Here is a 14,870-nt window from a genome sequence, read left to right on the forward strand (position 1 = left end):
ATTTCCCGTGAAGAAATTTCCATCAGTGATCCCCGGGTTCATTCTGGCGCTTTGCCTGTGTAGTAGCGTTTTTGCGGCCACAAGTCGTCCCAATGTGATCCTGATTCTCGCAGACGACCTCGGCTACGAAGCTATTGGAGTGAATGGAGCCGAGCAGGTTCAAACGCCCAATCTGGATCGGCTGGCCGGGGAAGGGGTCCGGTTTACCAACTGTTTCGCCAATCCGATTTGCACACCCTCGCGTGTGAAGATCATGACGGGGCAGTACAACGTGCGCAACTACACGAAGTTCGGCGAGCTCGATCGCGGTCAAACGACCTTTGCTCGTCTGGCGCAAGAGGCCGGTTATGCGACGTGTATCGCGGGGAAATGGCAGTTGGGGGTTGAAAAGGATTCACCGCAGCATTTCGGCTTTGAGGAATCACTGCTCTGGAATCACACGCGTAGAAATCAGAAGAAGGTGAAAGGCAAGCGGGTGGATACGCGCTTCGTGAATCCACAACTCGAACTCAATGGCGAGCCGGTCGATTACGGCAATGGGGAATACGCGCCTCAGCTCTGCGCGGACTTTGTGAGTGAATTCATCGAAGCGAACAAGGATCAGCCGTTTCTCGTCTATTATCCGATGATTCTGACGCATTGCCCGTTTGATCCGACCCCGGATTCGTCCGACTGGGATCCGACCCGTCCGGGGTCGACCACTTACAAAGGGGATCAAAACCGGCCGCAGAAGCACTTCAAGGACATGGCGTCGTATATGGACAAGATCGTTGGTCAACTGGAAGCCCGGTTGGTGGACCTGGGTATTCGCGACAACACCTTGATTCTGTTTACCGGTGACAACGGAACGGACACGCCGATCGTCACCCGCTGGGAGGGGAAAGCCATCGCCGGGGACAAGGGCAACATGACCGACGCCGGTACCCGCGTGCCCTTGATTGCCAGCTGGCCGGGCAAGATCAAGTCAGGCCTGGTGACGGATGAATTGGTCGACTTCGCCGATTTCCTGCCGACCCTGTGCGAGGTCATGCAGATCCCCCTGCCCGAAGATTATCCCGGCGACGGGGTCAGCCTTTGGCCCGCGCTCAATGGAGGCGAGCGTCATAAGCCATACGCCTACGTGTGGTTTTCCGGGCATGGGAAATTCCCCGCAAATGTCTATGCCCGGACCAAGGAATATCGCTACCTCTGCAACCTGGATCTATCGAATCCGGTCTTCGCGGATGTCTCCAAGCCTTATGCGCCAATCACCTTGGATCCCACTCGTCTGAACTCCGAACAAGAGAACATCATGAGCGAGCTGAGGCAGAAGGTGGGCGATATGGCCAAGGTGCCGACGATCCGTAAACCCAACAAGCGTGCGAAGTAGCGCTGGGTTTCATCCTACCTTTGTTAAGAATTCACTTTAGTAAAACCATGCAGCGTAAACCATCATTCTTGTTGGCCGGAGTATTGGTAATCTTGTCACTGGCCGCTTCCGCCGAGACGCAACGAGAGGGGAAGCCCAACGTGATCTTCATCCTGATGGACGACATGGGCTACAACGATGTGAGCTGCTATGGCGCGACCAAGGTGAAGACCCCGAACATCGACCGGATGGCGGCGGAGGGCATCAGGTTCACCGACTTCCACACCGCGGCCTCGATCTGTTCGCCCTCGCGGGCGGCTTTCCTGACCGGAGCGTATCCCCAGCGGGCCGGGCTCTACATGGGGATCAACCAGAACCGCGAGGCGCACTGGTTTTTGGGCCTGAACCCCGATGAAGTCACCCTCGCCGAGCAGTTCAAGAAGAAGGGATACACCACCGCAATGGTCGGCAAGTGGCACTTGGGTAAGGAGGAGAAGTTCTCCTACTACCATCAGGGCTTCGATCACTATTACGGCGCGCCGGACAACATGGGCCACAACTCCGCGTTCTACGATGAGAAGGAGGTGATCTTCAAAAGCACGCCGTTGGAGAAACTGAACGCCCTCTACACCGAGCGGATGGTGAAGCACATCGAGGACTTCAAGGAACAGCCCTTCTTCATCTACTTCGCCCACAACTACCCCCACACGCCCTACAAGGCGGGGCCGAAGTTCAAGGGCTCGTCGAAAGACGGCGTGCGCGGCGACATCATCCAGGAGGCGGATTGGGGGATTGGCGAGATCCTGAAGGCCTTGGAGAAAAACGGCATCCTCGAGAACACCTTGGTGATCTTTAGCTCCGACAACGGAGCCACATCGGCGAAGTATACCAAGCCCTATAGCGGCACGAAGTATGTCTCGCTTGAAGGCGGGCACCGGGTGCCCTTCATCCTCTATTGGAAGGGAACGATTCAGCCGGCGGTGTCGGACGTTCCCGTGGTCGCGATGGACCTGTTTCCGACTCTGTGCGAGTTGATCGGCGAGCCATTGCCGGAGGGTCGGATCTACGATGGGGTCAGTCTTGTTCCGCTTTTCAAGGGCGGCAAGATCGCCCGTTCGGAGGACGAGCCATTTTACTACTACAACTGCGAGAACCTGCAGTGCGTCCGTGTTGGCGACTGGAAGCTCCACCTGCAGCGCGAGAAGCGCCAGATCCCCTGGTGGGCGCGGAACAAGCAGCAGCCGCTCGAGAAGCCACAGCTCTACAACCTCGAGACGGATGCAGCGGAGCAGCAGGACGTCGCCGCCCAGCACCCGGAGCGAGTGAAAGAGATGATGGCGCTGGCCGAAGCAACCCGCGAAAAGCTCGGCGAGTTCATGCAGCGTGGTTCCGAGCAGCGCCCGACCGGCACCCTCTTCCCGGAGGTGCCGATTTTGAGCAACGAGCAGCAGGACTGGGTGAAGCTGTCCGATAAGGAAAAAGGCCGTGGCAAATCGGAGTTCAAACCGGCAAGCAAGCCACGGCGAAAGAAGTAGCTGACTTCCCTGCCGTCAGGGTGAGAGAGATGATTATGATAAGAAAATGGATCCGTCGGTGGTGTTTCATCCCCGCGTTCGCTGTCGGTTCAATCGGTTTACTTGCCACTCCGGTGGATGCGGAAACCCTCCCGAACGTGGTTCTGATTTTTGCCGACGACCTCGGCTACGGTGATCTGAGTTGCTACGGAGCAACGAAGATTCAGACACCCAACATCGACACGCTGGCGGCGGAAGGCCGGCGCTTTACCGATGCTCATTCGGCTTCGGCGGTTTGTACGCCGTCGCGCTATGGACTGCTAACCGGTGAGTATCCGTTTCGGGCGAATGGAGGCGAAGGCATCTGGGGCCCCTGCGGTCACTTTCAGTCCCTGCTGATTCCTACCGAGAAATTGACTCTCGGTCAGTTGTTCAAGAACAAGGGCTATGCCACGGCCGCGATCGGGAAATGGCATCTGGGATTCGGAACGGGCAAGACCGACTGGAACAAACCGCTGCGTCCGGGGCCACTGGAGCTCGGGTTCGACTACTACTTCGGAGTGCCCAAGGTGAACAGCGGCTATCCTTACGTCTACGTCGAGAATGATTCGATCGTCGGCTATGATCCGAGTGACCCGATCACCTTCGAGAAGCCGTTTTCAGAAACCACGACCTATCCAGAGGCAGCCGGGAAGAAGACGGCCAATGGGGCGGGCGGTGCCAAGAAGGCACACGCCATCTACGATGATGAGAAGACCGGCATGCTGCTGACCGAGAAGGCCGTCGAATGGATTGAGGAGAATAAGGAGAAGCCATTCTTCCTCTACTTCCCGACGACCAACATCCACCACCCCTTCACGCCCGCCCCACAGTTCAAGGCCTCGAGTCAGGCGGGGCTTTACGGTGATTTCATTCACGAGTTCGACTGGATGGTCGGTGAGTTGGTGAAGTGCCTCGAGAAAAACGGACTGGCCGAAAACAGCCTGATCATCGTCACCAGTGACAACGGCGGCATGTTCAATCGCGGTGGGCAGGATGCCTTCAAGGCCGGTCATCGAATCAACGGTGATCTACTCGGATTCAAGTTCGGCGTCTGGGAAGGCGGGCAGCGCGTGCCCTTTGTCGCCAAGTGGCCCGGGATGATCGAACCGGGTTCGGTATCCGATCAGTTGATCAGCGGTATCGACATGCTGGCGACCTTTGCCGCCGTGACCGGTCAGGAGATCGAGAAGGATCAGCTTGCTGACAGCATCAACGTATTGCCTGCCCTAACGGGTGATCCCGAGGGTGCCGTGAGGGAGAGTCTGGTGCTCGTGCCACGTCAGGCCAGCCATGTTTCCATCCGCAAGGGCAAATGGATGTACATTCCCAAACAGGGTGCTGGCGGTTTCAATGGCAAGCCGGGCAGCCATGGTGCCGGTGGCCCTGCCTGCGTCTCGCATGTCGGCAGTGAGAACAGCGACATTGAAAACGGGAAAATCAAGAAGGGCGCTCCACCCGCCCAGCTCTACGATCTCGAAGCCGACGTCAGCCAAACGAAGAACCTCTACCATCAGTATCCTGAAGTGGTGAAAGAAATGAAAGCCCTGCTCGCAGAATCGAGGTCATCCTCTTCCTCGGGAAAGAAAGCCAAGAACAAGCAATGAAACTGAACCACACCGTTCTGATGGCGCTGCTTCCAGCGTGCCTATCCAGCGCCCAGGCCGACGAGAAGTCCTACGGCACCGCCACCCTTACCCACTCGGCCCTGACTGGAATTGGCGCCGAGAAGGACGTCTCTCGTCGTGATCCCAGCGACATCATCAAAGTCGGAGATCTCTACTACGTCTGGTACTCGAGAGGTCCGGTCAAGACGGGCTACAACGCCACGGTGTGGTATGCGACATCGCCCGACGGGGTGAACTGGACGGAGAAAGGTGAGGCCGTTGGCAAGAACCCGAAAGCCGGCACCTGGGATGAAGCGAGTGTCTTCACGCCGAACATTCTCGTCGCCGAAGGGAAATACTGGTTGTTCTACACGGGGATCTCGAAGCACATGAAGGTAAGACCCGACTCGAAGATCGGCCTTGCCGTATCGGACTCGCCGGATGGTCCCTGGACGCGTTCGCCGGACAATCCGGTGCTCAAGAACAGCGACAACGAATCCGACTTCGACAGCCATCTCGTTGACGATTCCTGCCTGCTGGTTCGCGACGGAAAATACTGGTTCTACTACAAAGGCCGTCAATTGGGGAAGAGCGCGAGTCAGACCCAGATGGGCCTTGCCATCGCGGAGAAACCGGGTGGCCCCTATGTCAAACATAAGGACAATCCGGTCATCCCCGGGAACCACGAGGTGGTCGTCTGGCCGCAGGGAACGGGCGTGGCCGCCATGATCGGCAAGGTCGGCCCCAAGGACCTCGTCCGCACCATTCAGTATGCCGAGGACGGCGTGATCTTCAGCAAGACGCATGACCTTTCCGAGGAGGCTTTCGCCGGAGGAACCTACCGTCCCGAGGCATTCACGGACAGCGGCAAGGGTGAAGCACCCACTTGGGGTGTTGAAATCGGCAAGGCCGGAAAACTTCTGTGCATCCAGCGCTTCGATATCGAGTGGTTGGACTCCAGTGAAAGCAAGTAGGCCCCTCAATGCAGGGCCGATGCTGGTCGGCGGTGCCACCAGTAATCCAGGTCTCCTGAAGAACCCGACCTCGGCAGCGCAGTGAACACCGGCGCGGCACGAGCTTGCATCAGACTTGAGAGCCAAGTCATGCGAGATCGGGCGGACAGATTACGTATGAAAATCACGAGCATGAGAACTCAGCGAAAAGAGATACCACTCAAGAATGACCTTCTCCTTCCTCCCTTACCGGGGGTGTCCCGTCGACGCTTTCTGGTAGCTGCCGGGAGCTTCGCCGCGGGCCTTGCTTCATCCGGCAAGCTGATGGCTGCAGGCAACCGGGAATCCTACTCCGCGCTGTTGAAATCGGAGTCCACCCTTCGTGGCTATTGGCGCTTAGACGGAGACCTCGTGGATGTGCTTGGCAAGTCGAAGGCCCAAGCGAGTGGGGCGACTTCCTTTGTTGACGGAGCGATCGACGGCAAGGCGATCAGCCTTGAGCCGAACGAACCCATCCTGGTTCCCGGTGCCGACAAGCTCAAGGGTCGGTCCACGACCCTGGAGCTTTTCTTCCGGGTCGATGTCAAGCCGAGTGGTGAGGGCAATCCGGTGATCATCGCGCAAAGCAACGGCAAGCAGGCGCTTTTCGTGATTGGTGTGAAGAGCGACCTGTCCGCGCTTCTCTATCAGAATGTGAACGGCATGGTGGTCACCGAGATCAACCTGCCGACCGACCAGCCGATCGAAGTGGGTCGCTGGTATCACTTTGCGCTGACCAGTTTTGATCTCGACGTGCGTGCTTACGTCGATGGCTACGAGTGCAGTCTCGTGGGCGGTGCGTATGAATACACCCGCCGGGGTCCGAAGAGGACGACCATGATGCTGGGCAGTACGCCGGTTCCCAATGGTTGGGGATCGACCCGACTGACGGTAGACGAAGTGGCCTGCTTTGCCCGTGGATTGACCCAGTCGGAGATTCAGGCTCACATCAAGGCGGGCGGATGGGAGAAGCGGCTTGCGGAAACCGGTGAGTTGGTTTCCAGAGTCAAAGCTGAGCGTGATGCGGTTCGGGAGCGGAAGGCTCGGGCGATCCTGAATGATCCGGGATTGACCGCGCACGGCAGCACCACGGTCTATGAAGGCGAACGTCTCGAGGCGATCAACTTCATCGTCGGGGGAATCGGTGCGGGAGGGATCCAGTTCAATGGCAAGGCCGAGCCGGCGATCTGGCAGATCGCCTGCAACTACAAGGAGCACCGCGTCGGTGAAAGCTTCCTCGGGATCCGGGCGCAAGAGGAGGGCGGCAAGCCGGTCGTCCGGGCGTTGCAGACGGAGGCGGTCGGTCCGTTCGAGGCGATGAAGTCGCTCAAGTTCGAGGGCGAGTATCCTTTTGCCCGCTATCGCTTCGAGGAGCCTGCGTTGCCGGTTGAGGTGGAAATGGAAGTCTTCAATCCCTTCATCCCGATGGACTTGAAGGCCTGTGCGATTCCCTGCGCGGTCTATTCGGTCACGGTGAGGAACCCATCGTCGGGGCCGGTGACGGTTGATGTGCTTTCGGCGCAGAAGAACGCCCTCGGATTCAACGAAGGGAATGGTGTTGCGAAGTATGGGAAGAATCAGAATGAGTCGGTGAAGCGGGGCGAAACGACGCTCGTCCATATGACCCGGGCGGGCAACGACAGTGCCGACATGGTTCTGATGACGAATGCCCCCGGGGCGACGGCCGCGACCGATTGGGGCACGACCGACGTCCTGCATCGTGCGGTCGATGTGGCTCGCAAGTTGCAGGGTCCCAAGAAGACCAAGCCATCCGCGGACGGGAAGTCGGTGAACGGCGCCTTGCTCGCGCCGCTGGAGCTGGCCCCGGGAGAATCGAAATCCGTCACCTTCGTGCTGACCTGGTATTTCAAGAATGGAAAGCACGGCTCTGGCAAGGGGATGCCGACGACCGAAGGAGAGAGAGCGAACAGTGTCGGCTGGTCCGGGCAGGGTCAGAACTACACCAACTGGTGGCCCAGCGGGATGGCGGTTGCGGAGTATCTCGAGGAGAACCTCACGGAGCTGACCAAGCGAACCCGGCTGTTCCACGACACCCTCTATGCTTCATCGCTGCCGGTTTGGCTGATCGACCGGATGAGTTCGCAGCTGGCGGTCCTGCGCAGTCAGACCTTCTGGTGGGCCAAGAACGGCTACCTCGGCATGTGGGAAGGCTGCAATGAAGACGCGGGTTGCTGTGGTGGCAACTGCACCCACGTCTACCACTACGCTCAGGCTCATGCTCGGCTCTTGCCCGAGATGGGGCGCCTGATGCGTGAGCAGGATTACGAGAGACAGACGCCGAAAGGGCTGACGCCCTATCGCCACACCAATAAGCATGGCGCTGCCGATGGCTTTTACGGGACGATCCTGAACACCTACCGCGAGCATCTCTGCTCGAAGGACGAAGGCTGGTTGAAGTCGCAATGGCCGAAGGTGAAGAAGGGCATGGATTGGAGTATCGGCTACTGGAATCCGAGTCGTGACGGCTTCATGGAGACCACCCAGCACAACACCCTGGATGGCGACTTCCAAGGTTGCTCGTCGTGGATCGGCAGCATGTATCTGGCCGCGCTTGAGGCGGCTGCGAGGATGGCGGACATCGTCGGCGATAGCCGTTCCGCCGCTGAATATCGGAAGATCCGTGAGTCGGGCATGAAACTTCAGAACGAGCGCCTCTGGAATGGGGAATACTACATTCAGGAGCAGGGCAAGAAACGGAGCCAGGACTATCTCGACGGCTGCCACATCGACCAGATTCTCGGCGAGTGGTGGGCGGATCAACTCGAAATCGATCGGTGTTACCCCGCGGAACGCTCCCGCAAGGCGATGGAGTCGCTGTTGAAATACAACTTCCTCACCGATTTCCACGGTCACTCGCTCAAGCCGCGTCAGTACTGCGAGGTCACCGACGGTGGCATGAAGATGATCACCTGGCCGAAGGGGCCTCAGCCGATTCCCGGTATGAAGTACGGCGATGAGGTGATGACTGGGTTCGAGTATGGAGCTGCGGTGACGATGATCCAGAACGGCCTGATCAAGGAGGGCTTGATGGTCATCAAGATCATCTTTGATCGCTACAATGGCCGACTGCGAACCGAGGGAGTTTCCAAAGTCAGGAACGGGCCTTGGGGTTACTCGGGAAATCCGTTCGGTGACGACGAATGCGGCAAGTTCTACGGGCGTTCTTTGAGTGTTTGGTCCGCGCTCCTGGCCCTGCAGGGATTCAGCTACGATGGTCCGCGGGGTCACATCGCGTTCCGTCCGGTCCTCACGCCGGAGGATCACAAGAGCTTCTTCACCGTGGCCGAGGGCTACGGCCTCTACTCGCAGAAACTGAGTCCCAACCAGTTGGATGCTTCGTTGAAGCTCGCAGAGGGTGAGGTCCATCTGAGTCAGTTGACCGTCAGGCCAGGAGAAGGCCAACAGGCCAGGTCGGCGCGGGTGACCCTGGGCGATCAAACCGTGTCGGCCAAGCTCGACAGTGCAGGGCAGGACCTGCGCCTCAGCTTCCAGAGCCCAGTCATTCTCAAGGCCGGTGAGCAGCTGGAGGTCCAAGTCGCAATCGCCTAGTTCCCGAAATCATCAGCCCTATTTCCATCATGAGATTACGAATCCCTTGGCGACCTGTTGTCGGCTCCCTTTGGCTCTCCGCGCTCGGCCTGAGTGCAGGCCAGGATCAACATCCGCTGGACGGAGGGAAGGGGGAGCGATCGTGGGCGGATCGTCTTGAATATGTAGGGATTGCCGTCGAGGAGCCGGACTACCACGTTTGGGGCTCCTCACCCGTCATCGGTCCGGAAGGCAAGACCCACTTGTTTGTGGCGCGCTGGCCGATCTCGTCAGGCTTCGGCGGGTGGCTCACGCATTGTGAGATTGCCCGCTACCTTGGCGAGAAACCCGAGGGTCCATTCGAATTCAAGGAGGTGGTGGCCAAAGGGTCGGGCAAGGAGACATGGGATCACCAGTCGCCTCACAACCCGAACGTTCAGAAGATCGGTGACCGATACGTGCTGAGTTTCATCGCCAATGCCGGTGGAACCAAGAAGCAGCAGGTGGCGTCGCAACGCATCGGGATGATGGTCGCGGATCATCCGTCGGGTCCGTGGAAGAAACTTGGTGAGGATGGTTTGGTTCTTGCCCCTCCCAACGACCCGGAAGTCTGGAGTCATCAGTCAACGGTTGGCGTGAACAATCCTGCGCTCTTCGCTCATCCCGATGGACGAGTCTTCTTGTATTACAAGGCGATGAAGGAAGGTGATGTCCGGCGCATGGGGGTCGCCATCGCGGACCAGATCGAGGGGCCGTATGTGTTTCACAAGAAGCCCCTCACCAGCAATCAGACCGAGATCGAGGATGGCTACGCGTTCTTCGAGAACGACAGGGTCTTCCTGCTCACCACCCACAATATCGCGGGAACCGGGTATCTCTGGGAATCGAAGAACGGCCTCGACTTCGGAGATCCGACCTTGGGATTCGACACAATGGCGAGCTACCTGGGCAAGAAGGTTGTCAACGGAGCCAAGGTTCTGCGCGGAAAGAAGTTCGAACGTCCCCAGTTGCTGCTTCAAAACGGTCATCCAAGCCATCTGTTCGTCGCTTCCGGCGCGAACTGGAATGGCGGCAAGGGTTCCTATTCGTGTGTGCTTAGGGTTCGTGAGCCCTAGCTCGAAACCTTGTAGAGAATAGGGTCGGTGCTGATATGGGTGACTGGAATGTGAAAGGGAATGACCAGCCGAAAAGTTCCTACCCGGGCAAGTGGAACACGCCGAATTGGAAAAGGCAGCCGGGCCGGAAGTAGGCTTGTAATGTGATGAAATCAGAAAGCGCGATGAGAAGAATGTTGAAGAGAATCTTTTGCTGTCTGCTTGGGCTGGGACTCGTGCAATCGGGCTGGTCGAACGAGAGGCCCAATCTGGTGATCATCTTCACTGATGATCAGGGCTATGCCGACCTGAGTTGCTTCGGAGGGAAGCAAGTTTACACACCGAACATTGATCGGATGGCGAAGGAGGGCGCACGGCTGACCAGCTTTTACGTGGCGGCTCCACTGTGCACGCCCTCGCGTGCGGCGCTGATGACCGGTTGCTATCCGGCGCGCATCGACATGGACATTCCCTCGTCGATCACAGTGAAGGGTGTGAGTGAGAAACCCTTTCCGGTCTGCCTGGCGGGCGACGGGCGAGGCTTGAATCCGAAGGAGCTGACGATCGCGGAAGTGGCGCAGTCGGCGGGCTACAAGACGGGCATGTTCGGCAAGTGGCACCTCGGTGATCAGCCGGAGTTTTTGCCGACCCGCCAGGGCTTCGAGGAATTCTTCGGCTTACCCTACAGCCACGACATCTTCCCGGGGCATCCGCGGAACAAGATTTTCAAGTTTCCGCCCTTGCCGCTGCTGGAGGGTGAGGAGGTCATCGAGATGAACCCGAATGCGAACCTGCTGACCCGTCGATTTACCGAGCGGGCGGTCGATTTCATCGAGCGGCACAAGGACGAACCCTTCTTCCTCTATCTGGCGCACCCGCTACCGCACGGGCCGCTCGCGGCTTCGCCCGAGATCAAGAAGGAGTATGCCAAGCAACTGAAGGCGAATGGTGCGGGTAAACCGGGGATCTTTCCGGCCACGATTTATGAAATCGATTGGTCGGTGGGAGAGATTCTTAAGACGCTCAAGGAGCAGGGGGTCGACGAGAATACCATCGTGCTCTTCTCGACGGACAATGGTCCCGCCAAGGGCTCCGCGAAACCCTTGAGTGGGAAGAAGGGAAGCACGCTGGAAGGTGGTCAACGGGTGCCGACGGTGATCCGCTGGCCTAAGGGAATCCCGGCGGGTGGCGATGTCGATGAAGTGCTGACGGCGATGGATGTGCTGCCGACCTTCGCGAAACTAAGCGGTGCGAAGCTTCCGGAAGATCTTGTCATCGATGGCAAGGACATGATGCCGACCGTCGCAAAGGGCGCCGAAAGTCCGCACGAGTATTTCTTTTACGCCCACTGGGGGGTGCTCGAGGGTGTGCGGTGGCAGTCTTGGAAGCTGCGCGTCATCGACGGCAAGGAGGCTCTCTACAATCTGGACAGGGATATCAGCGAGAAGAAGAACGTGGCAGCCAATCATCCCGAGATTGTCCAGCAGCTGAAGGCTGCCATGGGGGCTTTCGAGGATGAGATGACTGCCGGTGTCAGGCCTGCCGGTTCTGTCGAGAATCCAGTCCCACTGACCAAGAAACCCTGAGATGAGATTCCTACTGCTTTTACTCCTTCTGCCGCTCGGCGTGGCAGCCACGAAACCCAACTTCATTGTCATTTTCACCGATGACCAGGGCTATCAGGACCTCGGGTGCTACGGCTCGCCGGACATCGACACGCCGCGTATCGACCAAATGGCGAAGGAAGGGATGCGGTTCACCAGCTTCTACGCCCAGACCGTGTGTGGGCCGTCGCGTGCTGCGCTCATGACGGGCTGCTATCCACTGCGCCTGGCCCGGCAGGCCGATCCGGATTCGATTCATCCCGAGCTGCACACGGATGAGGTTACGATTGCCGAGGTCCTGAAGAAGGAAGGCTATGCGACCGGTGCTTTCGGCAAGTGGGATCTCGCGGGGCACAACCCGATGAAATACAAGCCGGAGTTGCTGCCGAAGCATCAGGGCTTCGATACCTACTTCGGCACTCCCAGCAGCAATGATCAGGTGGTGACCCTCATCCGCGGCACCGAGATGATCGAGAAGCGGGCGGACATGGCGACCCTGACCCGGCGCTACACCGACGAGGCCCTGTCATTCATCGAAGCGCACAAGGAGGGGCCGTTCTTCGTCTACCTGCCGCACACCATGCCGCACACCAAGCTGGCGGCTTCGAAGGACTTCAAGGGCAAGTCCAAGGGTGGGCTGTATGGTGATGTGATCGAGGAGCTGGATTTCAACGTCGGTCGCGTCCTCGATAAGGTGAAGGAGCTTGGTCTCGACGAGAACACCTACATCATCTTCACCAGCGACAACGGGCCGTGGTGGATCCGGAAGGACCATGGCGGACACGCCGAGCCACTGCGGGGGGCGAAAACGAGTTGCTGGGAAGGTGGGCTGCGCGTGCCCTGCATCATGTGGGCACCCGGCAGGATTCCGGCAGGATCTGAGACTGATGCGGTGGCGGCGACGATTGATCTGATGCCAACGCTGGCGGACCTGGCCGGAACCGCTCCGCCTACCGACCGGGTGATCGATGGCATCAACATCTCGGATCTGATCCACGGGAAGACGACCACGCTGGAGCGCCCGTATTTCTACTACCAGCACGACTGTCTTCGTGCGGTGCGTTCGGGAAAGTGGAAGCTGATGCTGCCCCATACGGAACCGGTGAAAGCGAGCATCGCGACGAAATGGAAGAACCACATCAAGAAGAGCGACGCCATTCGGCTGAAGGAGCCGCAGCTCTATGATCTGAATACCGACATCGGTGAGACCCGAGATGTGGCAAAGGATCATCCGGAAGTCGTGGCGGAGCTGATGAAGCTCGCTCAGGAGGCCCGCGCTGACATCGGGGACCACAATGTGTTTGGGGAAAACGCCCGGTCGTTCGGGGCTCAACGGCGAACGCTTTCGAACGAGAGTCCACCGAGGAAGGCGACGAATCGGCTCAAATGAGTTGGGGATTTTGCTCCGGATGCGACGCCTGCCGGCATCTTCCCTCGATTCAGTGGGGATCGGTTTCCGCTGATAGGTGCGAGTGCTTCGTGGGTTGGTCACGACCCCGGAGCCGCATCGCTCATCATGACACGACAAAATGAATTTCGAGTTAACAAGAATCCAAGAACGACGATGAAGAGAATAATGCATACTACTTTCATGGCTCTGCTCCTTGCGGGGGCTGTCAGCGCCAAGCAGCCGAATGTCGTACTGATCTTCGCTGACGACCTCGGTTACGGGGATGTGGGCTGCTATGGAGCGACCAAGCTCAAGACACCGAATATCGACAAGCTCGCGGAGGAGGGGAAACGCTTCACTGATGCGCACTCGTCTTCGGCGGTGTGCACGCCATCGCGCTATGGACTTTTGACCGGGGAATACCCGTTTCGAGCGAATGGCGGCAAGGGGATCTGGGGGCCGGCTCCCATCTTGTCGCCTCTGTTGATCGACACGGAAACCGTGACCGTCGCCGATGTGTTCAAAAGCAAGGGCTATGACACGGCGGTCTTCGGTAAGTGGCATCTGGGTTTCAAGGAGGGCAAGAACGACTGGCAGGAGCCGCTGAGCCCAGGTCCGCAGGATCTCGGGTTCGACTACTATTTCGGCATGCCGGTGGTGAACAGTGCGCCACCCTACGTCTATGTGGAGAATACGGGGGTTGTCGGCGGCGATCCCGACGATCCGCTGGTTCATCTCGGCAGGAATGCCCAAGGCAAGGCGACACCAATCACTCCGATTCCTCCGGAGGCGGCACAGCGCTCGGCGAACCAGTTCAAAGGCGCGGTGGAGGCCCACAAGCAGTTCAATGATTTCGAGGTCGGGACCAAGCTTACCGAGAAGGCGACCGCGTGGATCGAGTCACGTGAAGGGAAGCCTTTCTTCCTGTATTTTGCCACCACGAACGTGCACCACCCGTTCACACCGGCGGAGCAGTTCCAGGGTAAGTCGGAGTGTGGCCCCTACGGTGATTTCACTCAGGAGCTCGATTGGATCGTCGGCGAGGTGAGGAAGAGCCTTGAGAAGGCCGGCGTCGCGGACAACACGTTGATCATCTTCACGAGCGACAACGGCGGGATGTTCAACCTCGGTGGTCGCGCCGCCGCCGCCAAGGGGCACAAGATCAACGGGGACCTGCTGGGTTCCAAGTTCGGCATCTGGGAAGGCGGGCATCGGGTGCCATTCATCGCCTGGTGGCCGGGCAAGATCGAGGGAGGAACGGTGTCTGACCAGATGCTGCTCAATGTCGATCTGAAGGCGACCTTTGCCGAAGTGATCGGCAGGGAGTTGAGCGCGGATGAGAAGAAGGACAGCATCAGCATGCTGCCGGCCCTGACCGGAGATCCGGAGAAGCCGCTGCGCACGGAGATGGTGATCACCCCGCACAAGCCGACCCACATGGCGGTCCGCAAGGGCAAGTGGATGTACATTCCCGCACGCAGCGACGGTGGATTCGGTGGATCGAAGCCGAACCAGCACGCTTGGGGTGGCGCCGCCGTCACCAAGCTGGTCGGCACACCGAACAGCGACATCGAGAACGGCAGGATCAAGAAGGGCTCACCGCCTGCTCAACTCTACGACCTCGAGGCGGACGTCAACCAAACCAAGAACCTGTTCAAGGAGAACCCGGAAGTGGTCGAACAGATGAAGACGCTCTTGAACGAATACAAGCAGGGCAAGAAATGATGGATGGA

General features: G+C 58.7%; 9 protein-coding genes. All 9 read left to right on the top strand.

Features of this window, described 5'->3' with window-relative positions; all coding sequences use genetic code 11:
* Positions 1-7 precede the first annotated feature (7 nt).
* Positions 8-1,369 carry a sulfatase family protein gene (locus JIN81_RS00910; RefSeq protein WP_200275314.1) on the top strand — a complete coding sequence of 454 codons (1,362 nt, stop codon included), beginning with the start codon at positions 8-10 and terminating at the stop codon, positions 1,367-1,369.
* A 47-nt stretch (positions 1,370-1,416) separates the two neighbouring features.
* Positions 1,417-2,883: a sulfatase family protein gene (locus JIN81_RS00915; protein WP_200275316.1), complete on the top strand. Its 1,467-nt coding sequence runs from the start codon at positions 1,417-1,419 to the stop codon at positions 2,881-2,883.
* A gap of 35 nt (positions 2,884-2,918) precedes the next feature.
* Positions 2,919-4,508, top strand: a complete 1,590-nt coding sequence (locus JIN81_RS00920) for a sulfatase family protein (RefSeq protein WP_343217920.1) — start codon at positions 2,919-2,921, stop codon at positions 4,506-4,508.
* Positions 4,505-5,482, top strand: coding sequence for a family 43 glycosylhydrolase (locus JIN81_RS00925; protein WP_200275321.1), 978 nt, complete (start codon positions 4,505-4,507; stop codon positions 5,480-5,482). The genes JIN81_RS00920 and JIN81_RS00925 overlap by 4 nt, the downstream gene beginning before the upstream one ends.
* Positions 5,483-5,653: 171 nt before the next feature.
* Positions 5,654-9,070, top strand: coding sequence for a GH116 family glycosyl hydrolase (locus JIN81_RS00930; RefSeq protein ID WP_200275323.1), 3,417 nt, complete (start codon positions 5,654-5,656; stop codon positions 9,068-9,070).
* A gap of 29 nt (positions 9,071-9,099) precedes the next feature.
* Positions 9,100-10,164 (top strand): glycoside hydrolase family protein, encoded by a 1,065-nt coding sequence (locus tag JIN81_RS00935; RefSeq protein WP_200275325.1) that lies wholly within the window; start codon positions 9,100-9,102, stop codon positions 10,162-10,164.
* Positions 10,165-10,415: 251 nt separating this feature from the next.
* Entirely contained in the window at positions 10,416-11,729 is a 1,314-nt protein-coding gene (locus JIN81_RS00940; protein WP_200275327.1) for a sulfatase family protein, read from the top strand.
* Between the two features lies 1 nt (position 11,730).
* Positions 11,731-13,137 (top strand): sulfatase family protein, encoded by a 1,407-nt coding sequence (locus tag JIN81_RS00945; protein ID WP_200275329.1) that lies wholly within the window; start codon positions 11,731-11,733, stop codon positions 13,135-13,137.
* Positions 13,138-13,338: 201 nt separating this feature from the next.
* Positions 13,339-14,862 carry a sulfatase family protein gene (locus JIN81_RS00950; protein WP_200275331.1) on the top strand — a complete coding sequence of 508 codons (1,524 nt, stop codon included), beginning with the start codon at positions 13,339-13,341 and terminating at the stop codon, positions 14,860-14,862.
* Positions 14,863-14,870: the final 8 nt, after the last annotated feature.

It is taken from the genome of Haloferula rosea (genome assembly GCF_016595525.1).
GTDB lineage: Bacteria > Verrucomicrobiota > Verrucomicrobiia > Verrucomicrobiales > Akkermansiaceae > Haloferula > Haloferula rosea.